The following is a 23292-nucleotide window of genomic DNA, read 5'->3' as shown; positions in this document are numbered from 1 at the left end:
GCGCAACCAAGATGAATACCGCCCCGCAAAGCCCCGTGATCGCGGCAGAAAACCTCGATCTGGTGTTCCAGACCGCCGATGGCCCGGTGCAGGCGCTCCGCGATGTCTCCCTCACCATCGACAAGGGCGATTTCGTCAGCTTCATCGGCCCCTCGGGCTGCGGCAAGACCACGTTTTTGCGGGTCATCGCGGCGCTCGAACATCCCACGGGCGGCACGATCACCGTCAACGGCATGTCCCCCGAAGAGGCGCGCCTGAACCGCGCCTATGGCTATGTCTTTCAGGCGGCGGGCCTTTACCCGTGGCGCACGATCGAAAAGAACATCGCCCTGCCGCTCGAGATCATGGGCTTTGATCGGGCCGAACAGGAAAAGCGCGTGAACAACGTGCTGCAACTTGTTGATCTTGCAGGGTTCGGCAAGAAATTTCCCTGGCAGCTTTCGGGGGGCATGCAGCAGCGCGCCTCCATCGCCCGCGCGCTCGCCTTCGACGCCGATATCCTGCTGATGGACGAACCCTTCGGCGCGCTCGACGAGATCGTGCGCGACCACCTGAACGAACAGCTTCTCAAGCTCTGGGCGCGGACCGAGAAAACCATCGGCTTCGTCACCCATTCGATCCCCGAGGCGGTCTACCTGTCCACCAAGATCGTCGTCATGTCGCCGCGTCCGGGGCGCATCACCGATGTGATCGAAAGCGATCTGCCGCGCGAGCGCCCGCTCGATATCCGCGACACGCCCGAATTCCTCGCCATCGCCCATCGCGTCCGCGAAGGGCTGCGCGCAGGTCACGCCTATGACGATTGAGGGGATAGCATGAGCGCGGGACTGACCCTTTGGCTTGGCGGGGCGATGCTGGTCTTTCTGGCGGCCAGCGCCACGCTCCGCCACTATGTCGACAATTCGAAATTCTGGGTGCTGCTCATCGCGCTTTGCCTCTACACGCTGGGCAATCTGATGATGGTGCGGCTCATGCGCGAAAGCGGGATGGCGGTCGCCATTTCCGTCTCGGCCGTCCTGCAACTGGTGCTGGCCAGCGCCGTTGGCCTGACCGTCTTTGGCGAACGTCCGACGTTGCAACAGGCCGCGGGGCTGGCGCTTGGCATCGTGGCGGTCGCGCTGATCGTCTGGCCGCACCGGGGGCAGGGATGAGCGCCCTGGCCGATACCGCCCGCCCGCGCGCCCCCGGCGCGCTTTCGGCGCTGGCCTCGGCCGTCCTGCCTGTCCTGACCATCGTTCTGGCCATCGTGGCGATCTGGTATGCGGCCAGCGTGATGATGAACCGCGCCTGGACGCTCGACCAGATTGCGCGCCAGAACCTCGAGATGACGACGATGGAGATCGTCGCCGCCACCATGAACCAGGAACGCCCCGTCCTGCCCACGCCGCACCAGGTGTTCAATGAACTCTGGTCCACCACGGCGGGCGAACCGATCATGCGGGAACGCCGGGGCGAGATGCAGGGCAATCCCCGCAACCTGATCTTTCACGCCTATCACACGCTCTGGCCCACGATCCTGGGCTTTGGCATCGGCAGTTTCCTCGGCATCCTCCTGGCCGTGGGCATTGTGCATTCGCGCGCCATGGACATGAGCGTCATGCCCTGGGCCATCGCCAGCCAGACCATCCCGATCCTTGCCATCGCGCCCATCATCGTCGTCGTGGTCTCGAACCTGCCCGCGCTCAACAACGCGGTCGATCAAGGCTGGATCTCCGAGGATACCAAGCTTCTGGTGCCCAAGGCGCTGATCTCCTCCTATCTCAGCTTCTTTCCCGTCGTTGTCGGCATGGTGGCGGGCCTGCGCAGCCCCAATGCGATGGACCTCGACCTGATGCGCACATGGTCGGCCAGCCGGGGACAGACCTTCTGGAAACTGCGCCTGCCGGCCTCGGTGCCCTTCCTCTTCACCTCGCTCAAGGTCTCGATCGCGGCGGCACTTGTCGGCACGATCGTCGCCGAATTGCCCACCGGCGCGCGCTTCGGCCTTGGCGCGCGGCTTTTGACGGGCAGCTATTACGGCCAGACGATCCAGATCTGGTCGGCGCTCTTCATGGCGGCGATCTGTGCGGCGGCGCTCGTGATCTTGCTCGGCGCGCTGGAAAAGCTCGTCCTCAGACGCATGGGGGCGCGGCCATGAAAGCGACCGCCATCCCCCCGTGGGGCCTGCCCGCCCTTGGCGCCGCCCTCATTGCCCTTGCAGCGCTCACCGATACGCGGCTGGCCCTCATCCTTGCCGTCTGGTTCGGCGCATGGGCGCTCAACGCCACCCTCGCCGACCGCGCGCGGGGCAGGGGCAGCCGGTTCCTCGTCCCCCTCATCTTCGGGGTGACGCTTCTGGCGCTCTGGGAAATGGCGGTGCAGCTCTACGACATCTCCTTCGTCATCCTGCCTGCGCCCTCCGCGATCTGGGCGCGCATGGTAACGGAAACAGCAACCCTTTGGGCCGATTTCCAGCAGACCATCCTCAAGGGCGCGCTTGCGGGCTACATCATGGGCTGCGGCGCGGCCTTTCTCGCGGCCTTGGCCGTCGACCGCTCCCCCTTCTTGCAAAAGGGGCTTTTGCCCGTCGGCAATTTCATCGCGGCGCTCCCCATCGTCGGCACCGCCCCCATCTTCGTCATGTGGTTCGGCTTTGGCTGGCAATCCAAATCCGCGGTCGTGGTCGCCATGGTCTTTTTCCCCATGCTCGTGAATTGCGTGCAGGGGCTGAAAGCCAGCGACCAGATGCAGCGCGACCTGATGCGCACCTATGCCGCCAGCTACGGCCAGACGCTCGTCAAACTGCGCCTGCCCACCGCCATGCCCTTCATCTTCAACGGGTTGAAGATCTGCACGACCCTTGCGCTCATCGGGGCCATCGTTGCCGAATTTTTCGGCTCTCCCACCGTCGGCATGGGCTTTCGCATCAAGATCGAGATGGGACGCCTTGCCATGGATATGGTCTGGGCGGAAATCGCGGTGGCGGCGCTTGCGGGCTCGGGCTTTTACGGCCTCGTGGCCCTGATCGAGAAACGGCTGACCTTCTGGCATCCCTCGCAACGGCGCGGGTGACGGCACGAACGACCAAGACCAAGACCAAGACCACGACCAACAGGAGAACCAAGATGAAAAAGACATTGATCCCGGCCATCGCCCTTGGCCTCGCCGCCACCACGGCACAGGCGCAGGACGAGGTGCGCCTGCAACTGCAATGGGTCACCCAATCCCAGTTCGCGGGCTATTACGTCGCGCTCGAGAACGGCTATTACGAGGAAGAAAACCTCGATGTCACCATCCTGCCCGGCGGCCCCGACATCGCCCCCCCGCAGGTTCTGGCCGGTGGCGGCGCGGATGCCATGCTCAACTGGATGCCCTCGGCCCTTGCCGCCCGTGAACGCGGCCTGCCCGTCGTGAACATCGCCCAGCCCTTCGTGCGCTCGGGCCTGATGCTGTCGTGCTGGGCCGATGCGGGCATCGCCGAACCTGCCGATCTGGCGGGCCATACGGTCGCGCATTGGTTCTTCGGCAACGAATATCCGTTCATGGGCTGGATGAACCAGCTGGGCATCCCGGTCGACGGGTCGGAAAACGGCGTCACGCTCCTGCAGGCAGGCTTCAACGTCGATCCGCTTCTCCAGCGTCAGGCCGATTGCATCTCGACCATGACCTACAACGAATACTGGCAGATCATCGATGCCGGCGTCTCGCCCGAGGAACTGGTGACCTTCCGCTATTCCGATTACGGCGTCGACACGCTCGAAGACGGGATCTGGGTGCTCGAGGAAAATCTCGATGATCCCGCCTTCTTCGACAAGATGGTCCGCTTCGTCCGCGCCTCCATGCGCGGCTGGGAATGGGCCGCCGCCAACCCGACCGAAGCCGCGATGATCGTGCTCGACTACGATGAAACCGGCGCCCAGACCGAACAGCACCAGCTCCGCATGATGGGCGAAGTCGCGCTGCTCGTCGAAGGCGGCAACGGCACGCTCGATGTCGAAAGCTACGAGCGCACCGTGCGCACCCTTCTCGAAGGCGGCGATGCCGTCATCACCACCGAGCCCATGGGCGCATGGACCCATGCCGTGACCGAGGCGGCCTTGGGCAACTGAGCCCGCCCCGATCCACAAGCCCTTGCCACGGCCCCGGACCCCTCCGGGGCCGTGCGCGTTTCACCGCCGCAGGTCCAGCGCGGGCCGCAGGCCGCCATCGGGCCGGTCCTGATCGCCCACCTGCCGCGTGTCGAGCGGCAAGACCCCCAATCCCTTGATCGGCGCGGGCAGGGGCCTTGCGGGCGGCAGGGGGGCCGGATCATGGCGCGCCGCCTTGCCCTTGGTCGCGGCCGTGACCGCCTGCGCCCCCAGGTCGGGCAAGCCCCCCGCCGGCGCGCCCCCGCCATCGGCCGGCCGCGCCGCCTCCTGTGTCGCGGGCGTCTGCGCCCCAAGGCTCTGCGCCACCGGGGCAAGACTGACATTCACCATCTCGGGCCTCCGTTCCGGAACGGCCCCCACCGCCCACAAGATGCCAGCCGCACCCCGCCCCCGCCAACCCGACCCGTCAATTGCCCCGCATTTTGCGGGCGCGCGCGGGCGGGGCGCTTGTAAATCTCTGGACAAACCCCGTTCTAACATGGATTTTCCTGTCAAACGGGCCCCCGCCCGCACAGGTCGCCCCATGGTTCAGGCCAGCCCCACACCGCGCCGCGCGCAATTGACCGGCTCCCGCATCCGCGAGCGGCGTCTGGTCATGGGACTGAAACAGGCCGATCTCGCCCGGCAGGTCGCGATCTCGCCCTCCTATCTCAACCTGATCGAACACAATCGGCGCCGGATCGGGGGCAAGCTTCTGGTTTCCATCGCCCGCGCCTTGGCGGTGGAGCCTGCGCATCTCTCCGAAGGGGCGGATGCGAGCCTGCAAGATGCCCTGCAGTCCTCGGCGGCGGCGCTGCCCACCAGCTTCGGCCCCGCCCCCGAAACCGACCGGATCGATGAACTGGCAGGCCGCTTTCCCGGCTGGGCCGGCCTGATTGCCGCCCAACAGCGCCGCAACGCCGGCCTCGAGGCCCTGGTCGAAGGGTTGCGCGACCGGCTCGGCCATGATCCGGTGCTGGCCGATGCGATGCACGAGGTTCTCTCGACAGTCGCGGCCATCCGCTCGACCGCCGACATCCTCGTGCGCGAACCCGACATCGACCCGGCATGGCGCACCCGCTTTCACCGCAACCTCCACGAAGAGGCCGAGCGCCTGTCGCTCAGGGCCACGGCCCTTCTGGGCCATTTCGAGGCGGAGGAGGAAACCGGCCCGCGCGCGGCCTCCACCCCCATCGAGACGGTGGAGGCGATGTTCGAAGCCGCCGATCATCATTTCCCCCGGATCGAGACGATGGGCGCGGCGGCGATCCCCGCCGTGCTCGGTCGGGCGGCGGGGATGGATGATCCCGCCACGCGGGCCTTGGCCGAACGCTGGCTGCGGGCCTATGCGGCCGATGCCGCGCGCCTGCCGCTCGCCGTGATCCAACCCGCCGCCGAGGCGTCCGGCCATGACCCGGCCGCGCTCTTGCACCTGGGGCAGGGGGATGTCGCGCTGGTCCTGCGCCGTCTGGCCACGCTGCCCCGGCAGACCATGACGGGCGAGGGCGCGCCGCCCTTCGGTCTTGCGGTCTGCGATGCGGCGGGTGCGCTCATCTTCCGCCGTCGCCTGACGGCCTTTTCCATCCCGCGCTTCGGGGCGGGCTGCCCGCTCTGGCCGCTCTATCGCGCCCTGTCGCGCCCCGGCCAGCCCGAAGCGGCGCTGATCGAGATGCCGCAAGGCGCGCGCTTCCGGGCCTGGGCCGTCAGCCAACCCGTGGCCCCTGCGGGGTTCGGCGCGGTGCCGGTGATGCAGGCGGTGATGCTGGTCGCGCCTGCCCCGCCCGGAACTGCGGGGGACGCCATCGCCGCTGGTCCAGGCTGCCACCTCTGCCCAAGGCGCGACTGCCCCGCGCGCCGCTGACGCCCGGCCCCGCACCGTGGCTGGGGGCGGCTGGGGGCGGAACAGGCCCGGTCCGACACGCCATCGCGCCGCGCCGTCATGCCCGCCGTCATGCCCATTGCCTAATTCCCCGCCGCGCTGCACACTCCCTCAACCCAAGGCGGAGGGAGGACAGCCGTGGGCGGACGGATCCTGTTGATCGAGGATGAGGGAAACATCCTCGAGGCCATCACCTTCATCCTGTCCCGTGCGGGATGGGACGTGCAGGGCCATGGCAATGGCGCAACCGCCTTTGACGCGGTGCGCCGGATCATTCCCGATATCGTGGTGCTGGACGTGATGCTGCCGGGGCGCTCGGGTCTCGACATCCTGCGCGACCTGCGCGCCGATCCCCGGACCGAGCATCTTCCGGTCTTGATGCTGACCGCCCGGGGCCAGGCGCGCGACCGCGACACCGCGCTGGAACTGGGGGCCTCGGCCTACCTGACCAAACCCTTTTCGAACGCCGATCTCGTGGCCACCATCGAGCAGCTGGCTGCGGGTGCGCTCGACCGGGCGCGCGGCGCGGGCTAGGGCGACCCTCGTGCCGCGGCGGCTCTTCCTCGAACGTCGGACCTACCGGCAGGCGCGCCTGCAAGATGCCGCGCGGCTCTTGCCGGTTCTGGGCCTCGTGCTCTTCTTCGGTCCCAGCTTCATCCGCGGCGAGGATCCGGCAGGCAGCGGCCTTCTGTCGGGCTGGCTCATCTATTATTTCAGCGTCTGGCTGGGTCTGATCGTTCTGGCCGGTATCCTGTCGCAGGCGCTGATGCGCACCGACCGCCCCGACCCGACCGCCGCGCCGCCCGTCCCCGACCGCGAAGGGGGCAGCTGATGCTCAGCTTCGACGGTCTTGTCGCGGTCTGCGTGCTCTATGTGCTGATGCTGTTCGGCATCGCCTTTCTGGCCGAGAAACGCGCCGCCGAAGGCAAGGCGGGCTGGCTCAATTCGCCCATCACCTACACGCTGTCCCTGTCGATCTACACCACCGCCTGGACATTCTACGGCGCGGTCGGATCGGCGGTGCGCACGGGTCTTGAATTTCTCACGATCTATCTCGGGCCGACGCTGATCTTCATCGGCTGGTTCTGGCTGCTCAGGAAAATGGTGCGGATCGGGCGCGCGCAGCGGATCACCTCCATCGCCGACATGATTTCCAGCCGCTACGGCAAATCGGGCGCGCTTGCGGCGCTGGTCACGGCCCTCTCGGTGCTGGGGGCAACCCCCTATATCGCGCTGCAGCTGCAATCGGTCACGCTCTCCTTTTCCGTCTTCGCAAGCCCCGGGGCTTTCGGCACACCCGATGCCGACCAGACCGCGATCTGGGTCGCCGCCGGTCTCGCGCTCTTCACCATCATCTTCGGAACACGCTCGCTCGACGTGAACGAACGCCATCCCGGCCTCGTCTCGGCCATCGCGCTCGAGGCGATCGTCAAGCTGACCGCGATCCTTGCCGTGGGCATCTTCGTGGTCTGGGGGGTCGCGGACGGACCTGTCGACATGCTCGCCCGGATCGAAGCGAGCCCCGTCTCTCAGGCCAGCTGGAACGGGGCGCGCTGGCTGGGGCTGACCGTGCTCGCGGGCACGGCCATCTTGTGCCTGCCGCGCATGTTCCAGGTTCTCGTGGTGGAAAATTCCGACGAACGCCATCTGGCCACGGCGGCTTGGGCCTTTCCGCTCTACCTGCTGCTCATCAGCCTGTTCGTCGTGCCCATCGCCGTCGTGGGGCTCGAAACCTTTGGCACCTCGAGCAACCCCGATCTCTTCGTGCTGACCCTGCCCCTCACCCTCGGGCAGGAGGGGTTGGCGCTTCTGGTCTTTCTGGGCGGGTTTTCCGCCGCCACCTCGATGGTCATCGTGGCCGCGCTGGCCCTGTCCACGATGCTGTCCAACCATATCATCATGCCGCTCTGGCTGCGCCTGACGCGCCACGACGATCCGATGTCGGGCGACATGCGGCGCGTGGCGCTGATGGCGCGGCGCCTGTCGATCGGCGGCGTCCTGTTCCTGGGCTATGGCTATTACCGGCTGTCGGGCGGGGCGGATGCGCTGGCCGATATCGGGCTGATCGCCTTTCTGGGCGTGGCGCAGATCCTGCCCGCGCTTCTGGGGGGGATCTTGTGGCGGGGGGCGACCCGGATCGGGGCGGCGCTGGGCATCGGCTCGGGCTTTGCGATCTGGGCATGGCTTTTGCTCATCCCCAATGTCGCCGAAACCGGCGGCCTGATCGCGCCCGTGCTTCAGGCGGGCCCCTTCGGCATCGGCTGGCTCAGCCCCGCCACCCCCTTGGGCCTGCAGGCGACCGATCCGCTCCTGACCGCGATGATCCTCTCGCTCGGGGTCAATACGCTGCTGTTCATCCTCGGCTCGCTCCTGTCCTTTCCCGGCCCGCTCGAACGCCTGCAGGGCGCGCAATTCGTCAATGTCTATGACCATTCCCGCCCGCTCTACGGCTGGCAAGGCGCGGTGGGCATGGCCGATGACCTGTTGATCATGGCCCAACGCATCCTTGGGGCGGGCCGGGCCGGGCGGCTCTTCCAATCGGCGGCCGAGGCGCAGGGGCGCACCGGCGGCCTGCCCGAATTGACGCCCGATTTCCTGCAGCGGCTGGAACGCGAGATGGCCGGTTCCGTGGGCGCCGCCACCGCCCATGCCATGGTCGCCCAGATCATCGGCGGGGCCAGCGTGTCGGTCCGCGATCTTCTGGCCGTGGCCGATGAAACCGCCCAGATCATGGAATATTCCAGCCAGCTCGAGGCGAAATCCACCGAACTCGCCCAGACCGCCGCCCGCCTGCGCGAAGCCAATGCCAAGCTCACCGAATTGTCCCGGCAAAAGGACGCCTTTCTTGGCCAGATCAGCCATGAATTGCGCACGCCCATGACCTCGATCCGGGCCTTTTCCGAAATCCTGATGCAGGCCGATCCCGTCGACGATGCCGCCCGAGCGCGGTTCTCGCGCATCATCCATGACGAAAGCCTGCGGCTCACGCGGCTTCTCGATGATCTCCTCGATCTGGCCGTTCTCGAACATGGCCGCGTGACGCTCCACGAGGGCGAGACAAGCCTCGGCGATGTGCTGGACCGCGCGATCCGCTCGGCGGGGGCGCAGACCGGCACAGGGCGTCTGGCCATCCGCCGCGATCCCGCCGCCGAGGCGGTGACCCTCTGGACCGATGCCGACCGCCTTGCGCAGGTCTTCATCAACCTGATCTCGAACGCGCAGAAATATTGCGATGCCGACGCGCCCGAACTCACCATCGCTGTCCAGCAGCGCCCCGGGCGCGTGGAGGTGGAATTCGTCGACAATGGCACCGGCATTCCCAGCGGGCAGCGCGCCCTGATCTTCGAGAAATTCGCCCGCGCCGATACCGCAAGGGGGGCGCCGGGGGCAGGCCTCGGGCTCGCCATCAGCCGCGAGATCATGGCGCGTCTTGGCGGCGGGCTCAGCTACGTGCCCAGCGAAAGCGGCGTGCGCTTCCGGGTGCGTCTGCCCGCCCGCGCCCTGCGCGCGGCCTGAGGCGCCCTTCACCTTTCGTTAAGCGCCCGCGTGGCAGGCTCGGGCCCTGTTTGCACCCCGGCCCGAGATCCCTGTCCCACCATGCCATCCCCCGTCGACCCCAGCGTCCTGCGCCGCAAGATCGCGGCCTGTCGAAAACCCCCCGCCGACAGGCCCGATCCGGCGCCCCTTGCCGCCCGCGCCCTCGGGCGCGCGCTGCGCCATGCCGCCGTCCCGTTCGAGGGCCTGGGCATCCTGCCCGATGCCTGCGCGCTCGGGGGGGCGGTCGATCTCGATGGCGCGCTCCCCGCGCTCCCCGATCAGGGCCTTCTGGCCGTGATCGAGGATGCGACCGGCCTTTCGGGGCTGATCGCGCTCGGTCCCGGCCTTGTCGATGCGCTGGTCGAGGTGCAGACCACGGGCCGCGTCGAACCGACCGAGGGGCCGGTGCGCCCCGTCACCCGCATAGACGAGGCTTTGGCCCGCGATTTCGTCGATCTGGCCCTCGCGGCGCTCGGCCGCGAATTGACCGGCATCCCCGGTCGCGACTGGCCTGCGCGCTTCACCTATGCCAACCGTGTCAAGGATCGGGGGCAGGTGGGTCTGCTCCTGCCCGAGGGGCGCTATCGTCTCCTGTCGGCCGATGTCGGCTTTGACGGGGTCGCCCGTCGCGCGCCCGTGCGGCTGGTCCTGCCCGTCACCGATGCGACCCTCACGGGCGATCCGGCCAGCCCCGCGCCCGCCGCCGATCCGGCCTGGGTCGCGGCCCGCACCCGCATCCTCGAGGCTCTCGAACTGCCGCTCGAGGCGGTCTTGCTCCGCCTGCGCCGCCCCTTGGCCGAGGTGCAGGGCCTCGCCCCCGGCGATCTCATCCGCTTCGATCCCGCCGATCTTCACTCCGTCACGCTGGAAACGCGCGGGGGGCGGGCCTTGGCCAGGGGTCGACTTGGCCGCAAGGGCGGGCGACGGGCGATCTGCCTCGCTGCGCAGGAGGGCGGCACAACCGACCCGGCCGATCCGGCCCCCGCCCGCCCTCAGGCCGCGGCCACACCGCAGGCGGGACCCCACCCGCCCGATCCGGCCACTACGCCCGCACGCCCCCCCTCCGCTGCCGTCCCCGGTATCCCCGCCGTCCCCGGCTGACCCCGTCCCCCGCCATCCCCCGCGCAGGATTGCAAAGCCCGCCTCCGGGTTGCACTCTGCCCGCAGCCGTTGCGGACAGGGGATCACCACATGCGTCACACGACATTCCGGCGCGCCCTTCGGGGCGGCGAGCCCCTCGTCGGCACCTTCATGAAAACGCCCGCGCTCGACGTGCTCGAGGTGCTGATCCACGCCGGGCTCGATTTCGTCTGCCTCGACGCGGAACATGGCCCCTTCGACCGGGCCGCCATCAATGCCTGTGGCGCCTTGGCCCGCGCGACCGGCTTTCCCCTTCTGGTGCGCGTGCCCTCCGCCGCGCCCGACCACATCGGGGCAGCGCTCGACATGGGGGCGACCGGGGTGGTCGTGCCGCATGTGACCGATGCCGCCATGGCCGCACGGGTGGCCCGCGCCGCCCGCTTCGGCCCCGACGGGCGCGGCTTTGCCGGATCGACGCGCTGGGCGGGTCTTGGCGGCACGAACATGGCCGATCTTCTGGCGCGCTCCGAACACGAAACCGTGGTCATCGCCCAGATCGAAGACCCGGACGCCGTCGCCGCCGCCCCCGCCATCGCGGCCACCGACGGGATCGACGCGCTCTTTCTCGGCCCGGCCGACCTGTCCGTGGCCTTGGGCAAGACCGACCAATCCAGCCCCGAACTCCACGACGCCTTTGCCCGCGTGGGGCAGGCGGCAAAAGCCGCGGGCAAGGGCTATGCGACCTTCGTCACGGATGCCCCCGCCGGGCACGCGCTGGCCAAGCACGGGGTGAACCTCTGGTTCGTCGCCTCCGAACAGGCCTGGATCATCGCAGGCGCACGGGCCGCCAAGGCAGGGCTTGCGCCCGATTGAGGGCCCATCCGCCCCGGCGCTGTCCGGCCATCCGCCGAAGAATCGTCACAAAGCGGACTTGAAATCACCGCCGGAATTCCGCTGCGGTGCCGCCAGCCGACCCTTCTTTCGCCGCCCTGCCGGCCGAGATTGCCCCCAATCGATCCCATCATCCGATCAAGCCGCCCAAAGCGGCAAGGAGGCACGGCCATGATGCGCAGCTTGTTGAAAACCACCCTGATCCTCGCGGCTCTTGCGGGTCTTTCGGCCTGCTCCGCCCCGTCCGGCGTGTCGCGCAACGTCACCCTCGAAACCGTCTCGCCCGTGCTCGAGGGGCCAAGACAGGATTGGTCCATCGTGGATCTGCGCGTCGATGTGCCCCGCACGCTCACCGTGTCCGAGGCGAATTCGATCCGCCCCAACGCCGATATCGTCTGGCGCGGCGATCCGTTGGGCGACCGTTATGACCAGGTCGATGCCCTGATGACATCGGCACTGGCCCCCGTCCTGCGCCCGCGCGACGGCGCCTCGACCCCGGTCATCGTCACCATCGAGCTGCAGCAATTCCACGCCGTGAGCGAGCTTGCCCGCTACACGATCGGCGGTTCGCATGAATTCGTCTTCACCCTCACCGTCACCCATGCCGAAACCGGCGAGATCCTGTCCGGCCCGCGCCCCGTCGATCTGACCTATCGCGTGGCCGGTGGTCAGGCCGCGCTCGACGAAGAGGCACAGGGCATCACCCAGCGCACCCGGGTCATCGAACGGCTGCAAGGCTGGGCGCGCGCCGAATTCCCCGTGCCTGCCGCCGATCTTCTCGCCGTGGCGCAGGCGCAGAACTGATCTTCCACTGACGCCCGCGCAAGGATAGAGGGGGGGCATGACCATGTCCCCCCATTCCCATCCGGTGCTGCGCCTGAAACCCAAGGCAGATGCCCGCAAGATCCGCCACGGCGCCCCCTGGGCCTGGGCGGATGACCTCGTTCTGGACCGTCGCTCGCGCGCCATCCCCGCCGGGGCCCTGGCCGTGCTCGAAGATGCCGAACGCCAACCGCTCGGCCTTGGCGTCGCCACGATCGAGGCCAAGATCGGCCTGCGCCTTCTGGATCGCAACCCCGATGCCGTGATCGATGCCGATTGGCTCTCGGCCCGGATCGGGGCGGCGCTGGCGCTCCGGCAACGGGCTTTTGACGCGCCCTTCTACCGCCTGATCCATGCCGAAGGCGACGGGTTGCCCGGCCTGATCGTCGACCGTTTCGGCGATACGCTCGTGATGCAGCCCAATGCGATCTGGCTCGAAGAGCGCGAGGATATGATCGCCCAGACGCTCCTTTCGGCCACCGGCTGCACCAATCTGATCAAGAACGGCACCGGCCGCGCCCGTCTGGCCGAAGGCCTGCCCGAGGTGACGGCGGTTCTGGCCGGTGCGGCCCCCGCCTCCGCCATCCCCGTGCCGATGAATGGCGCGACCTACATGGCCGATGTGATGGGCGGGCAGAAAACGGGCCTGTTCTACGACCAGCGCGACAACCATGCCTTTGCCGCGCGGCTGGCGCGGGGCGCGCGCGTGCTCGACGTGTTTTCCCATGTGGGCGGCTTCGCGCTGGCCTGCCTTGCGGCGGGGGCGGACAGGGCCGTGGCCGTCGACGGCTCCGAACCCGCGCTGGCGCTCGCCCAAGAGGGGGCCGTTGCCATGGGCGTTGCCGATCGCTTCACCACGCGGCGCGGCGATGCCTTCACCGAGATGGAGGCGCTGGCCGCCGAAGGCGCGCGGTTCGACCTCGTCATCTGCGACCCGCCCGCCTTTGCCCCCGGCAAGACGGCGCTCGAAGCGGGCTTGCGCGCCTATGAACGCGTGGCCCGTCTGGCCACCGCGCTCGTGGAACCCGGCGGCACGCTGATCCTGTGTTCCTGTTCCCATGCCGCCGACCTGTCGAAATTCCGCGCCGCCTGCCTGCGCGGGATCGGCAGGGCCGGGGGCGAGCCGCGCCTGATCCACACGGGCTTTGCCGGCCCCGACCATCCGCAGCACCCCGCGCTCACCGAAACGGGCTATCTCAAGGCGCTGGCCTTCCACCTGATGCCATGACCCTGCGGGCGGTGATCGACGCCTGCGTGCTCTATCCGACCGTCCTTCGCGAGATCGTGCTGGGGGTGGCGCGCGCAGGCCTGATCGAACCGCTCTGGTCCGACCGCCTGCTCGAGGAATGGGCCCGCACCGCCGCCCGCCACGGGGGCGCGGTCGACGAAGCCTTGGCGCGCGGCGACATCGCGGCACTGGCGCTGGCCTTTCCCAAGGCGAGGCTCCCCGCCGATCCGGGGCTGGAGGCGCGCCTCTGGCTGCCCGACAGCGGCGATGTCCATGTGCTGGCCACCGCGATCACCGGACAGGCCGAGGCGATCATCACCTTGAACCTGCGCGATTTTCCTGCCCGCGAATTGATGGGGCAGGGGGTCCGGGCGCTCCATCCCGATGCGACGCTCCATGACCTGTGGCTTGCCCATCCGGACCGCGTGGCCCCGGTCGTGGGCAGCGTCCATGCCAAGGCCGAGCAGCTCTCGGGTGCAAGCCTCGACAAACGCGCGCTTCTCAAACGGGCCCGCCTGCCGCGGCTGGCCAAGGCTTTGGGCTAGGCGCGGAAAACGCGCGTTTTCCGTCCTGGAAATCCCGGGATTTCCAAGACGTTTCCCCCGGGAAAACGCCCCCTCACTCCGGCGGCAATTCCTTGGCCCAGCGGGCTTCCAGCGCCTCGATGGCGCGCACGCGGTCTTCGGTCTTGGGATGGCTCATCAGCCATGCGGGCATTCCCCGCCCGCCCATGCCCGCCAGCCCCTCGAGCTTGAGGAACAGCGATTTCTGCGGCCCCGTGCCGATCCCCGCCTTGGTCAGCAGGGCCGCGGCATAGGCATCGGCCTCGTATTCGTCCTGACGGCTCAACCGTGCCGCCAACAGCCCCGCAAGCATGTTCGCGATCCACACGCCCACCCCCGGCACGATCCGCCCCAGCACGGTGGCCAGCGCCACCCGCACCGCGTTCTGGCCGGAAAAATCGATCATCCGGCGGCGCGAATGCCCCAGCGCCACATGGCCCAGCTCATGGGCCACGACACTGGCCAATTCCTCGCCCGTGACCTCGCCCGCCCGATACTTGTCGTAAAAGCCCCGCGTCAGGAAAATCCGCCCATCGGGCGCGGCCAGCCCGTTCACCGGCGCCACTTCGTAGATATGCACGCGCACCCGCTCGATCCCCAGCGCCTCGGCCATGCGCGCCATCAGCCCGCGCAGGCGCGGATCGGCCAGCTCGGTCGAGCGCGCATCGAGCTCCCGCTTGGTGCGCCAGGCCGAGAATTGATACATCACCAGCGCATAGCCGATGGCCAAAAGGATCGGGGTCAGCTTCAACATGGTCTGGATATGGGGCGGGCCCGGGGCCGGGGCAACGGCCTTGTCATCTGGCCTTGCGCTCATGCAGCGCGGCACGCAGCCACAGGCCCAATCCCCCCGTCACCGCGAGCGCCGCCAACAGCCCCGAGGCAGTGCCAAGCATCTCCCCCAGCGCCAGGATGTCATCGGCGAAAAGCGCGCCCAGACCCACGTAAAGCGTGACCCAAAGGGTCTCGCCCGCCACCCCCGCGCGGGTAAACGCCCGCCAGTCGATCCGCGCAGCCCCGCCCGCGAAATTGACATAAGGGCCCAGCGGCGACACCAGCCACCGGCTGAAAAACACAGCCTTTTCCGCATTCTCGTGCAGCTTGTCCTTTGCGCGCGCCATCAGCACGGCCTGGCGCGGCGACAGCTTGCGCCCCCCGAACCGCCCCAGCGCATGACGCCCCACCAGGTATCCCGCCTGATCGCCCGCAACCGCCCCGATCAAGGCAATCGCCCAGACCTGCCACAGAACCAGATCGCCCGCCGCCGCAAAGCCCCCCGCCGACAGCATGATCAGCGAACTGGGCACCGGCAGCGCAAGGCAGGAGAAAAAGGTGCCAAGCGCCACGAGGATCAAGCCATAACTCGGCACAAGCCCAAGGATCGCTTCGGTCACGGCGGGCCCGCCGCGGGGATCGCATCCTCGATGTGACCGATCAACACCTCGATCGGCACGCTTGTCTCGGCCGCGATATCGTTCAACGTACTGCGCGCGGACGGCGCGATGGGCAGGGCCGCCCTTATGACATCAAGCTCCACGTCATGGGATCGCGCGATATAGCGCGGCGTCATCCACCCTTCGATGGCCTGGTCGCGGTGGGCGGGATCGGCCCAGTAGATCGTGAAAAGCGTCAGCCGCACCGCGAAAACCAGCGCCACGATCAGCGCCCCGGCAAAGCCAATGCTCGCCCAGCGATGATGCGCCCACAGATATCCCAGCGCCCCGCGCCGCGCGCTCATCGGCCCAGCTCCCGCATCCCCCGGTCCAGCCCCTCAAGCGTCATGGGCACCATGCGCCCCTCGAAAATCTCGCGGATCATGCCGATGGATTGCGTATAGCCCCACAGCTTTTCGGGCGTGGGATTGATCCACAGATGGTCGGGCCATTGCGTGCGCGCCCGCTCCAGCCAGACCTGGCCCGCCTCCTCGTTCCAATGCTCGTTCGCCCCGCCCGCAAAGGCGATCTCGTAGGGCGACATGGCCGCATCGCCGACAAAGATGCATTTGTAATCGGACCCATAGGTGTTCATCACCTCATGGGTCGGGATCTGCTCGGTCCAGCGCCTGCGGTTGTCGCGCCAGACGCTTTCGTACAGGCAATTGTGGAAATAGTAATGTTCCAGATGCTTGAATTCGGCGCGGGCGGCGGAAAACAATTCCTCCACCACCTTGATATGGTCGTCCATCGACCCGCCCACGTCGAGAAACAGGATCACCTTGACCGCGTTGCGCCGCTCGGGCCGGGTCTTGACGTCCAGCCAGCCCTGTTCGGCAGTGGCCCGGATCGTCCCGTCCAGGTCCAGCTCCTCCGCCGCGCCGTCGCGCGCCCATTGCCGCAGCCGTTTCAGCGCCACCTTGATGTTGCGCGTGCCCAGTTCCACGTCGCCCGCGAAATCCCGGAATTCGCGCTTGTCCCAGACCTTGACCGCGCGGCGGTGGCGGGACTCGGCCTGGCCGATCCGCACCCCTTCGGGATTGTAGCCATAGGCGCCAAAGGGCGATGTGCCCGCCGTGCCGATCCACTTGTTGCCGCCCTGGTGGCGGCCCTCTTGTTCGCGCAGGCGCTCGCGCAGCGTCTCCATCAGCTTGTCGAACCCGCCCAGCGCCTTGATCTCGGCGCGTTCCTCGGGCGTCAGGTGCTTTTCGGCCAGCTTTTCCAGCCATTCGGGCGGAATTTCCGCAGCTTCCAGCACCTGTTCGGGCGTGATCTGCTCCAACCCGCCAAAGGCATGGGCGAAACACTGGTCGAACCGGTCCATGTGGCGCTCGTCCTTCACCATGGCCGCGCGCGCCAGGTAATAGAACCCGTCCACATCATAGGTCACCAGCCCCCGCGACACCCCTTCAAGAAAGCTCAGGTATTCCCGCAAGGAGACGGGAATACGGGCAGCGCGCAGGGTTTCGAAAAAGGGCAGGAACATCTTGCCCCGCAGGATGTCAGGCGGGCGCGGGGATCACAAGCATCGCGAAAGCCCCGATCGTGAAGCCGATGATGCCGAAGATCGTGGCGTAATGCAGCAGGTCCAGCCTGTTGCCGCCCTTGCGCCGCGCCACGATCAGACCCAGCGCGATGCCGCAGGCCCCTCCGATCAAGTTCAACATGCCTTTTGCCCCGCCCGGTTTCCTGTCACGGCGACAATGCGGCAACCTCTGTCAGGCGCGCACCCACCACCGCGGAATTGCCGAAGCCATAACGACCCCAGGCAAGGCTGTCGAGCCGGACCTGACGCGCCTCCGATGCGCGGCCAAGCGCCTCCAGCGCCTCGGCCCGGATCATCAGGAGCGTCGACAAGAGCGCCGCGTTCTGCGCCCGCGTGGCAGCCGGCATCGCGCGCCCCGACAGGCTCAGCGCATCTTCCGCCCGCCCCGAACTGAGCGCAAAGGCGGCCAGCTGCATGTCGATATGCGCCGCATGGATACCCCCCGGCGCGATCCGGTCATAAAGCTCCGAGGCGGCGAGGAACGCATTCACCGACCGTTCCACATCGATGCCAAGCGCCAGACGCCCCAGCGCGAAATAGCTGAAGGCCAGCCGTGAATCCGTCAGCCCCTCGGCCTGCGCGATGGCGACGGCGCGCTCGGCGGCGGCCACGCGCAACCCGTCCCGCGTGCCGGGGCCAAGCGCGGTCTCGACCGCCTCGATCCAGGCGCGCGGGGTCGCCACCTCGGCACCCGCACCGCCCCCGACCTGTCCACGCGGATTGATCCGCGCCAGAATGCCCGGCAACACCGCCGCCACCTCGGCCCGCGTCATGCCCGACCGGATGGCCGGATCGTAATAGGCGCGCAGGATCAGCATGTCGAAACCGGTCAGCACGGCATGGAAATTGTCGTCGTTGAAGATGGAATCGGGCAGGCGATACAGGTCGTTGAGCGGCCCCAGCGCCTGTGCCACTTCCTCGTGCAGGCAATCGCGCACCTCTTGGGGGGCCACGTCATTGGGCAGGAAAACGGCGACCCTGTCGCGGGTTTCCAGCGTCGTCCAATCCATGTCCCGCGAATTGCGCGCCCGCCGGAATTCCGCCCATGACGTGACGCGCGGCACCACGAAACAGGCCGCCTCCGGCACGATCCGCTGCATCCTGTCGCGTGGCAGGGTCTCGACGGTGATGTTGGCGTCCTGCCCATGGGCGACGCGGCGAATGTCGATGCGCGCCTCGCGCCGCAAGCGGTCGATCAGCCGGTCCAGATCGGCCGACAGCGTCGCCGGACCGCCCGGCACCACCGCGATGGTGACCGGCCCCTCGAACCGCGACAGCCGCGCGATCTCGCGCCCCGATTCCATCTGGAACGACAGTTCAAGGAAATCCGCCGCGATCTGCGAATTGGACCGCGTCACCGGCGCAGGCTCTGGCGCGCCGAACTGGTTCATCACCGGCACGGCCTGCGCGATCGCGGGCGGCATGCGGCGTTCGGGCATCTCGCCCAAGGGCGCGTTGGAGGCCACGCAGCCCGCAAGGACCCACGCGGATGCCGCCGACAGGACAAGGAGGCGCAAGGACCTCATGCGCGGCTGGACCGGCTCGGCGCATCGTGGCGCGGGACAGGCATGGTCATGAGAATCCCCCAAGGACCCGGAACGTGGTCATCTGCCGGTCCAGCTTGCTGCCCGATTGTGGCATCAATTCGGTCAAGCACGAGCAGTTTTGCGGAGCCGGCAAAGACGTGCCATCCTTTCACGTTTTGGAAAGGAATGGCGCGATTTCTTTACCCTTCCTTCACCTTCGGCGCGGCGCGAGAAAGGCCAGACGCTCGAACAGGGCCACGTCCTGCTCGTTCTTCAACAGCGCCCCGTGCAGCTTCGGCAGCGCCGAAGCGCCGTCGCGTTTGAGGTCCTCGGGCGACAGATCCTCGGCCAGAAGCAGCTTGAGCCAGTCCAGAACCTCGGATGTGGAGGGCTTTTTCTTCAGCCCCTGCTGATCGCGGATTTCGTAGAATTGCGTCAGCGCCGTGGTCAGAAGCTGCGCCTTGATGCCGGGGAAATGCACCTCGACGATCCGCTTCATCACCTCCATGTCGGGAAAGCGGATGTAGTGAAAGAAACAGCGCCTGAGGAACGCGTCGGGCAGTTCCTTTTCGTTGTTCGACGTGATGATGACGATGGGTCGCGTTTTGGCGCGGATCGTTTCTCCCGTCTCGTAGACGAAGAATTCCATCCGGTCCAATTCTTGCAAAAGATCGTTCGGGAACTCGATGTCGGCCTTGTCGATCTCGTCGATCAGCAGGACACATTTTCCTTCCTGCTCAAAGGCTTGCCACAGTTTCCCCTTGCGGATGTAGTTGCGCACATCGTTGACGCGCGCATCCCCCAACTGGCTGTCGCGCAAGCGGCTGACCGCGTCATATTCGTACAATCCCTGCTGGGCGCGGGTCGTCGACTTGATGTGCCATTCGAGGATCGGCAGCCCCAGCGCGCCCGCGACCTGCCGCGCCAGTTCCGTCTTGCCGGTGCCCGGTTCCCCCTTCACCAGCAAGGGCCGCTCCAGCGTCACCGCCGCATTGACGGCGACGGTCAGATCCTCGGTGGCGACATAGCTTTCGCTGCCTTCGAACCGTGTGGTCATGCCTCGATCTCCCGTTTTCCGTCTTAGTGGTAGCGGCTTGGGCCCGACGGGGAAAGGGCTGCGGCCAGGGCCGATGGAGTTTCGCTCAAAAGGCGAGCAGACCTCGAAAAACTTGCCTAGAAAGCGAACGCGCCTTGCCGATGGGCCGGATTGCCATGGCCCACGCATTAGAGTGTCGACAAGCCGCGCGCGGTCTAGTAATCGGGCGGCGAGGGGCCGGAAGGGTGTCATGCCAGACCGACAAGACGACGCCGGCTTCGCTGAGGGGAGCGACATGAAGGCCGAGATTTTTCTGCCCGAGGATTACCGTCCCGCGGAGGACGAACCTTTCATGAACGAGCGTCAGCTCGAATATTTCCGGCGAAAGCTGATCACCTGGAAGAACGAGTTGCTGGACGAAAGCCGGACCACGGTCGAGGCGCTTCAGGACGGCACGCGCAACATTCCCGATATCGCCGACCGCGCGAGCGAGGAAACCGACCGGGCGCTCGAATTGCGCACCCGGGATCGCCAGCGCAAGCTCATCGCCAAGATCGACAGCGCGCTGCGCCGCATCGAAGAGGGCGAATACGGCTATTGCGAGGTGACGGGCGAACCCATCAGCCTCAAGCGGCTGGATGCGCGCCCCATCGCCACGATGAGCCTCGAGGCGCAGGAACGTCACGAACGCCGCGAGAAAGTGCATCGCGACGACTGACCGCGCTGCCTTTCGGCCATCGGGCTGGAACAAGACAGGGGCATCCTTCGGGGTGCCCTTTTTCGCATCGGGGGATGACATGCTGATCGGGCAAGAGGTGACGATCGTCGGCGGCGGGATCGGTGGGCTGTCCGCCGCCCTGGCGCTGGCCGCGCGCGGGGCGGTCGTGACCGTGCTCGAACAGGCCCCCGAGATCACCGAGGTCGGCGCAGGCATCCAGATCAGCCCCAATGGCTGGCGCGTGCTGCAAGCCCTGGGCCTGGCCGAGGCGCTGGCCGCCCTCAGCCCCCGGTCGCAAGCCGTACGCCTGCGCGATTTCCGACGCGGGGCCGAGGTGTTCACCATGCCCCTCACGCGGCCCGATCAGCCCTGGCACCTGGTGCATCGCGCCGATCTGGTCGGGCTTCTGGCCCGGGAATGCGCGGCGCGGGGTGTCACGATCCGGCTGGGTGTCAGGGTTTCCGCCATCACGCAGGGGCCGATGGCGACGGAGGTGACGCTTGCCGATGGCACGGTCGAGACCCATGGCCTGACCATCGCGGCGGATGGATTGCATTCGCCCGCGCGACTGGCGCTCAATCCCAAGTCACGCCCCTTTTTCACCGGACAGGTGGCGTGGCGCTGCACCATTCCGGTGGATGAACCCATGGCACCCGAGGCCCATGTTTTCATGGGGCCGGGGCGGCACGTGGTGCGCTACCCGCTGCGCGACCGGCTGCTGGTGAATATCGTGGCGGTCGAGGAACGCGACGGTTGGGCCGCCGAAGGGTGGAACCACCGCGACGACCCCGCGCGGATGGCGCGCGCCTTTACCGATTTCTGCCCCGAATTGCGCGACCTGCTGGACCGGGCGGAGGATGTGTTCTTGTGGGGCCTGTTCCGTCATCCGGTCGCGCAGGTCTGGCAGGATGATCGGCTTGCGCTCTTGGGCGATGCGGCGCATCCGACGCTGCCCTTTCTGGCGCAGGGCGCGAACATGGCGCTCGAGGATGCCTATGTCCTGGCCCGCTGCCTGTCGGAGGAGCCCGAGACGCGCGAAGGGCTGGCCCGCTACGAGGCGCTGCGCCGCCCGCGTTGCGCGCGGATCGTGCAGGCGGCCAATGACAATGCCGAGAATTATCACCTGCGCCCCGGCCCGTTCCGCTTTGCCGCCCATACGGCGCTGCGCGCCGCGCAACGGGTTGCGCCGCATGTGGTGGCGGGAAAATTCGATTGGGTGCATCGGTTCGACGTGACCGCGTGACGGGGCGGGGAAGGGTGGTGCGCCTGAAGGCACACCCTACGGTTCCCCTCGCGGCCTTGTAGGGTGCGCCTGTCACGGCGCACCACCCGACCCTCATTCCAACCGATAGGCCGGCAACCGGTCGAAGGCCGCCCTGAGCGCCTCACCCCAGCCCGAGGAAATCATCTCGTAGAAAGGATCGTCGCGTTCGATCCGGTGGACGCGGCCCGTCTTGAGACTGTCGGCCTCGTAGAGATGCAGATCGAGCGGCAGGCTGACCGACAGGTTGGCCTTGATCGTCGAATCGAAGCTCAGCATCAAAAGCTTCACCGCATCCTCGAAACTCATGCCCGGATCATAGGCGCGCACCAGGATCGGCTTGCCGTATTTCGTCTCGCCGATCTGGAAAAAGGGCGTGTCGGCGCTGGCTTCCACGAAATTGCCCTCGGGGTAGATCATGAAGAGCCGGGGTTCACCGCCATGGACCTGCCCGCCAAGGATGAGCGTGGCGGAAAACGGGCTATCGGCCTGCATCCCCATGCGGCCCGATTGCTCCACGATGACCTCGCGCAGGGTTTCGCCCACCAGCTTGGCCACCTGGAACATCGATGCGGCTTCCAGGATCGAGGGCGCGCCGCGTTCCTCGGCCGGTTTGGCGCGTTCGTTCAGAAGCGACACGACCGCTTGCGTCGTCGCAAGATTGCCCGCCGTCATCAGCGTGACCGACCGTTCCCCGGGCCGGTCCCAGATGAACATCTTGCGGAACACGCTGATATTGTCGACGCCCGCATTGGTGCGGGTGTCGGACATGAATACCAGCCCCCGGTCGAGCTTGAGCCCCACGCAATAGGTCATGCGCCTGCCACCATCCCCTGCCTGCCCCGCCTGTCGCGGTCAGGATTACTGCTGCTGAACCTGTATGTCGATGGACATGGCTTCGCCAGAGCTTCCGAAGCGCAAGCCGCTGACCGGGGCCGCATCGCGGTAATCGAGACCGGTTGCGACCCGCACGTAGCGCGTATCGGGCGAAATGCCGTTCGAGATGTCGAAACCCACCCAGCCAAGCGGTTCGACATGCACCTCGGCCCAGGCGTGGCTGGCATCCTGGTGGATGCGGTCATCCATCATCAGATAGCCCGAGACATAGCGCGCCGCATAGCCCAGGTGCCGGGCTGCGGCGATGAAGATATGGGCGTGATCCTGGCAGACGCCGCCGCCGTGATCGACCGCTTCCTCGGCCGACGTGGCGGAATGCGTGACGCCGAGCGTATAGGGCACGGCGGCCAGCACGCGGGCCGAAAGCGCATGAAGGCGCGGAATATCCTCGGGCTGTTCTTCTTTCAGGCCCCGGACAAGGGCGCGCACCTTGGGCCCCGCGCGGGTCAGATCGGTCGCCCCCTGAAAGAACCACAGCGGCGCAAAGCCCGCATGCCGCCCCGTCACGCCCGCCACGTCGGCGGTTTCCACCTCGCCCTCGCAATGGACGACGATCGAGGTCGCCTGGCTGTCGAATGAAATCAGCGACACGCGGTTCTGGTGGTGATCGGTAAACTCGGTCTCAAGCGTGCCGCCCTTGATCTCCATCTTCCAGGTCAGGATGGCCTGTCCCGCGCGGCTCTTGGGCACAAGGCGCAGCTGTTGCAGACCGTAGGGCACCGGCCTGTCGAAATGGTAGGTGGTGGTGTGCAGGATCTTCAGGCGCATC

26 protein-coding genes are annotated in these 23292 nt (G+C 67.4%); 16 read left to right on the top strand and 10 right to left on the bottom strand.

The genetic code is table 11. The annotated features are described in order from the left end of the window. Window positions 1–11: 11 nt before the first annotated feature. The 5 genes from AABA51_RS10310 to AABA51_RS10290 are packed head-to-tail and all read left to right on the top strand — an operon-like array spanning window position 12 to window position 4088. Window positions 12–806 carry an ABC transporter ATP-binding protein gene (locus tag AABA51_RS10310; RefSeq protein WP_338271703.1) on the top strand — a complete coding sequence of 265 codons (795 nt, stop codon included), beginning with the start codon at window positions 12–14 and terminating at the stop codon, window positions 804–806. Window positions 807–815: 9 nt separating this feature from the next. Next, window positions 816–1151, top strand: coding sequence for an EamA family transporter (locus tag AABA51_RS10305; protein ID WP_338271701.1), 336 nt, complete (start codon window positions 816–818; stop codon window positions 1149–1151). Next, entirely contained in the window at window positions 1148–2137 is a 990-nt protein-coding gene (locus tag AABA51_RS10300; RefSeq protein ID WP_338271699.1) for an ABC transporter permease, read from the top strand. Before AABA51_RS10305 ends, AABA51_RS10300 begins: the two co-directional genes overlap by 4 nt. Then, a complete protein-coding gene (locus tag AABA51_RS10295; protein WP_338271698.1) occupies window positions 2134–3051 on the top strand; it encodes an ABC transporter permease in 918 nt (305 codons plus the stop codon). Before AABA51_RS10300 ends, AABA51_RS10295 begins: the two co-directional genes overlap by 4 nt. Before the next feature lie 53 nt (window positions 3052–3104). Then, the gene (locus AABA51_RS10290) at window positions 3105–4088 is read left to right on the top strand and encodes an ABC transporter substrate-binding protein (protein WP_338271697.1); all 984 of its coding nucleotides are present in this window, start codon (window positions 3105–3107) and stop codon (window positions 4086–4088) included. A 60-nt stretch (window positions 4089–4148) separates the two neighbouring features. Here AABA51_RS10290 and AABA51_RS10285 read toward each other — a convergent pair whose 3' ends face one another. Further along, on the bottom strand, window positions 4149–4457 hold the full coding sequence (locus AABA51_RS10285; RefSeq protein WP_338271695.1) for a hypothetical protein: 309 nt from the start codon (window positions 4455–4457) through the stop codon (window positions 4149–4151). Between the two features lie 193 nt (window positions 4458–4650). Between AABA51_RS10285 and AABA51_RS10280 the strand changes: the two genes are divergently transcribed. The 9 genes from AABA51_RS10280 to AABA51_RS10240 all read left to right on the top strand — a co-directional run bounded on the left by AABA51_RS10280 (window position 4651) and on the right by AABA51_RS10240 (window position 14088). Beyond that, window positions 4651–5967, top strand: coding sequence for a helix-turn-helix transcriptional regulator (locus AABA51_RS10280; RefSeq protein ID WP_338271693.1), 1317 nt, complete (start codon window positions 4651–4653; stop codon window positions 5965–5967). A gap of 156 nt (window positions 5968–6123) precedes the next feature. Further along, window positions 6124–6519: a response regulator transcription factor gene (locus AABA51_RS10275; RefSeq protein WP_338271691.1), complete on the top strand. Its 396-nt coding sequence runs from the start codon at window positions 6124–6126 to the stop codon at window positions 6517–6519. A 10-nt stretch (window positions 6520–6529) separates the two neighbouring features. Then, a complete protein-coding gene (locus AABA51_RS10270) occupies window positions 6530–6817 on the top strand; it encodes a hypothetical protein (RefSeq protein ID WP_338271690.1) in 288 nt (95 codons plus the stop codon). Beyond that, complete coding sequence (locus AABA51_RS10265) at window positions 6817–9501, top strand: ATP-binding protein (protein ID WP_338271689.1); 2685 nt, start codon at window positions 6817–6819, stop codon at window positions 9499–9501. Before AABA51_RS10270 ends, AABA51_RS10265 begins: the two co-directional genes overlap by 1 nt. An 81-nt stretch (window positions 9502–9582) precedes the next feature. Beyond that, window positions 9583–10623 carry a FliM/FliN family flagellar motor switch protein gene (locus tag AABA51_RS10260; protein ID WP_338271688.1) on the top strand — a complete coding sequence of 347 codons (1041 nt, stop codon included), beginning with the start codon at window positions 9583–9585 and terminating at the stop codon, window positions 10621–10623. A 90-nt stretch (window positions 10624–10713) separates the two neighbouring features. Next, a complete protein-coding gene (locus AABA51_RS10255) occupies window positions 10714–11475 on the top strand; it encodes an HpcH/HpaI aldolase family protein (RefSeq protein WP_338271687.1) in 762 nt (253 codons plus the stop codon). 189 nt (window positions 11476–11664) lie between these two features. Continuing rightward, window positions 11665–12297, top strand: a complete 633-nt coding sequence (locus AABA51_RS10250) for a DUF6778 family protein (protein ID WP_338271685.1) — start codon at window positions 11665–11667, stop codon at window positions 12295–12297. A 43-nt stretch (window positions 12298–12340) separates the two neighbouring features. After that, window positions 12341–13543 carry an RSP_2647 family RNA methyltransferase gene (locus tag AABA51_RS10245; protein WP_338276530.1) on the top strand — a complete coding sequence of 401 codons (1203 nt, stop codon included), beginning with the start codon at window positions 12341–12343 and terminating at the stop codon, window positions 13541–13543. Between the two features lie 2 nt (window positions 13544–13545). Continuing rightward, a complete protein-coding gene (locus AABA51_RS10240) occupies window positions 13546–14088 on the top strand; it encodes an RSP_2648 family PIN domain-containing protein (protein WP_338276528.1) in 543 nt (180 codons plus the stop codon). 73 nt (window positions 14089–14161) lie between these two features. Here the strand turns inward: AABA51_RS10240 and AABA51_RS10235 are convergent, their stop codons facing one another. The 7 genes from AABA51_RS10235 to AABA51_RS10205 all read right to left on the bottom strand — a co-directional run bounded on the left by AABA51_RS10235 (window position 14162) and on the right by AABA51_RS10205 (window position 19668). Further along, entirely contained in the window at window positions 14162–14860 is a 699-nt protein-coding gene (locus tag AABA51_RS10235; RefSeq protein ID WP_338271684.1) for a M48 family metalloprotease, read from the bottom strand. A 43-nt stretch (window positions 14861–14903) separates the two neighbouring features. Continuing rightward, the gene (locus tag AABA51_RS10230) at window positions 14904–15500 is read right to left on the bottom strand and encodes a DedA family protein (protein WP_338271682.1); all 597 of its coding nucleotides are present in this window, start codon (window positions 15498–15500) and stop codon (window positions 14904–14906) included. After that, on the bottom strand, window positions 15497–15844 hold the full coding sequence (locus AABA51_RS10225) for a hypothetical protein (RefSeq protein WP_338271680.1): 348 nt from the start codon (window positions 15842–15844) through the stop codon (window positions 15497–15499). The genes AABA51_RS10230 and AABA51_RS10225 overlap by 4 nt, the downstream gene beginning before the upstream one ends. Beyond that, window positions 15841–17025 carry a vWA domain-containing protein gene (locus tag AABA51_RS10220; protein WP_338271679.1) on the bottom strand — a complete coding sequence of 395 codons (1185 nt, stop codon included), beginning with the start codon at window positions 17023–17025 and terminating at the stop codon, window positions 15841–15843. The genes AABA51_RS10225 and AABA51_RS10220 overlap by 4 nt, the downstream gene beginning before the upstream one ends. Window positions 17026–17041: 16 nt before the next feature. After that, window positions 17042–17206 (bottom strand): hypothetical protein, encoded by a 165-nt coding sequence (locus AABA51_RS10215; protein WP_277827445.1) that lies wholly within the window; start codon window positions 17204–17206, stop codon window positions 17042–17044. A 25-nt stretch (window positions 17207–17231) separates the two neighbouring features. After that, on the bottom strand, window positions 17232–18611 hold the full coding sequence (locus AABA51_RS10210) for a DUF2927 domain-containing protein (RefSeq protein WP_425328803.1): 1380 nt from the start codon (window positions 18609–18611) through the stop codon (window positions 17232–17234). Between the two features lie 211 nt (window positions 18612–18822). After that, window positions 18823–19668, bottom strand: coding sequence for an AAA family ATPase (locus tag AABA51_RS10205; RefSeq protein ID WP_338271677.1), 846 nt, complete (start codon window positions 19666–19668; stop codon window positions 18823–18825). A 229-nt stretch (window positions 19669–19897) separates the two neighbouring features. Between AABA51_RS10205 and dksA the strand changes: the two genes are divergently transcribed. Both dksA and AABA51_RS10195 read left to right on the top strand, forming a co-directional pair. Then, window positions 19898–20365, top strand: a complete 468-nt coding sequence (gene dksA / locus AABA51_RS10200; RefSeq protein ID WP_338271676.1) for an RNA polymerase-binding protein DksA — start codon at window positions 19898–19900, stop codon at window positions 20363–20365. Between the two features lie 52 nt (window positions 20366–20417). After that, window positions 20418–21608, top strand: coding sequence for an FAD-dependent monooxygenase (locus AABA51_RS10195; protein ID WP_338271675.1), 1191 nt, complete (start codon window positions 20418–20420; stop codon window positions 21606–21608). 93 nt (window positions 21609–21701) lie between these two features. On the opposite strand, the gene AABA51_RS10190 is transcribed toward AABA51_RS10195, so the two are convergent. After that, entirely contained in the window at window positions 21702–22442 is a 741-nt protein-coding gene (locus AABA51_RS10190; RefSeq protein WP_338271674.1) for a proteasome-type protease, read from the bottom strand. 45 nt (window positions 22443–22487) lie between these two features. Further along, entirely contained in the window at window positions 22488–23291 is an 804-nt protein-coding gene (locus AABA51_RS10185) for a transglutaminase family protein (RefSeq protein WP_338271673.1), read from the bottom strand. Window position 23292: the final 1 nt, after the last annotated feature.

The organism is Roseicyclus marinus, from assembly GCF_036322625.1.
Classification (GTDB): domain Bacteria; phylum Pseudomonadota; class Alphaproteobacteria; order Rhodobacterales; family Rhodobacteraceae; genus Roseicyclus; species Roseicyclus marinus_A.
The sequence above is the reverse complement of the archived record's forward strand: the minus strand, read 5'-3'. Positions and strand labels throughout refer to the sequence as shown.

What these genes read in the sequence shown, in the direction of transcription:
- AABA51_RS10310 (WP_338271703.1), top strand. Translation starts at nt 12, where the DNA reads ATGAATACCGCCCCGCAAAGCCCCGTGATCGCGGCAGAAAACCTCGAT.
- AABA51_RS10305 (WP_338271701.1), top strand. Translation starts at nt 816, where the DNA reads ATGAGCGCGGGACTGACCCTTTGGCTTGGCGGGGCGATGCTGGTCTTT.
- AABA51_RS10300 (WP_338271699.1), top strand. Translation starts at nt 1,148, where the DNA reads ATGAGCGCCCTGGCCGATACCGCCCGCCCGCGCGCCCCCGGCGCGCTT.
- AABA51_RS10295 (WP_338271698.1), top strand. Translation starts at nt 2,134, where the DNA reads ATGAAAGCGACCGCCATCCCCCCGTGGGGCCTGCCCGCCCTTGGCGCC.
- AABA51_RS10290 (WP_338271697.1), top strand. Translation starts at nt 3,105, where the DNA reads ATGAAAAAGACATTGATCCCGGCCATCGCCCTTGGCCTCGCCGCCACC.
- AABA51_RS10285 (WP_338271695.1), bottom strand. Translation starts at nt 4,457, where the DNA reads ATGGTGAATGTCAGTCTTGCCCCGGTGGCGCAGAGCCTTGGGGCGCAG.
- AABA51_RS10280 (WP_338271693.1), top strand. Translation starts at nt 4,651, where the DNA reads ATGGTTCAGGCCAGCCCCACACCGCGCCGCGCGCAATTGACCGGCTCC.
- AABA51_RS10265 (WP_338271689.1), top strand. Translation starts at nt 6,817, where the DNA reads ATGCTCAGCTTCGACGGTCTTGTCGCGGTCTGCGTGCTCTATGTGCTG.
- AABA51_RS10260 (WP_338271688.1), top strand. Translation starts at nt 9,583, where the DNA reads ATGCCATCCCCCGTCGACCCCAGCGTCCTGCGCCGCAAGATCGCGGCC.
- AABA51_RS10255 (WP_338271687.1), top strand. Translation starts at nt 10,714, where the DNA reads ATGCGTCACACGACATTCCGGCGCGCCCTTCGGGGCGGCGAGCCCCTC.
- AABA51_RS10250 (WP_338271685.1), top strand. Translation starts at nt 11,665, where the DNA reads ATGATGCGCAGCTTGTTGAAAACCACCCTGATCCTCGCGGCTCTTGCG.
- AABA51_RS10245 (WP_338276530.1), top strand. Translation starts at nt 12,341, where the DNA reads ATGTCCCCCCATTCCCATCCGGTGCTGCGCCTGAAACCCAAGGCAGAT.
- AABA51_RS10235 (WP_338271684.1), bottom strand. Translation starts at nt 14,860, where the DNA reads ATGTTGAAGCTGACCCCGATCCTTTTGGCCATCGGCTATGCGCTGGTG.
- AABA51_RS10225 (WP_338271680.1), bottom strand. Translation starts at nt 15,844, where the DNA reads ATGAGCGCGCGGCGCGGGGCGCTGGGATATCTGTGGGCGCATCATCGC.
- AABA51_RS10220 (WP_338271679.1), bottom strand. Translation starts at nt 17,025, where the DNA reads ATGTTCCTGCCCTTTTTCGAAACCCTGCGCGCTGCCCGTATTCCCGTC.
- AABA51_RS10215 (WP_277827445.1), bottom strand. Translation starts at nt 17,206, where the DNA reads ATGTTGAACTTGATCGGAGGGGCCTGCGGCATCGCGCTGGGTCTGATC.
- AABA51_RS10210 (WP_425328803.1), bottom strand. Translation starts at nt 18,611, where the DNA reads ATGAGGTCCTTGCGCCTCCTTGTCCTGTCGGCGGCATCCGCGTGGGTC.
- AABA51_RS10205 (WP_338271677.1), bottom strand. Translation starts at nt 19,668, where the DNA reads ATGACCACACGGTTCGAAGGCAGCGAAAGCTATGTCGCCACCGAGGAT.
- dksA (WP_338271676.1), top strand. Translation starts at nt 19,898, where the DNA reads ATGCCAGACCGACAAGACGACGCCGGCTTCGCTGAGGGGAGCGACATG.
- AABA51_RS10190 (WP_338271674.1), bottom strand. Translation starts at nt 22,442, where the DNA reads ATGACCTATTGCGTGGGGCTCAAGCTCGACCGGGGGCTGGTATTCATG.
- AABA51_RS10185 (WP_338271673.1), bottom strand. Translation starts at nt 23,291, where the DNA reads ATGCGCCTGAAGATCCTGCACACCACCACCTACCATTTCGACAGGCCG.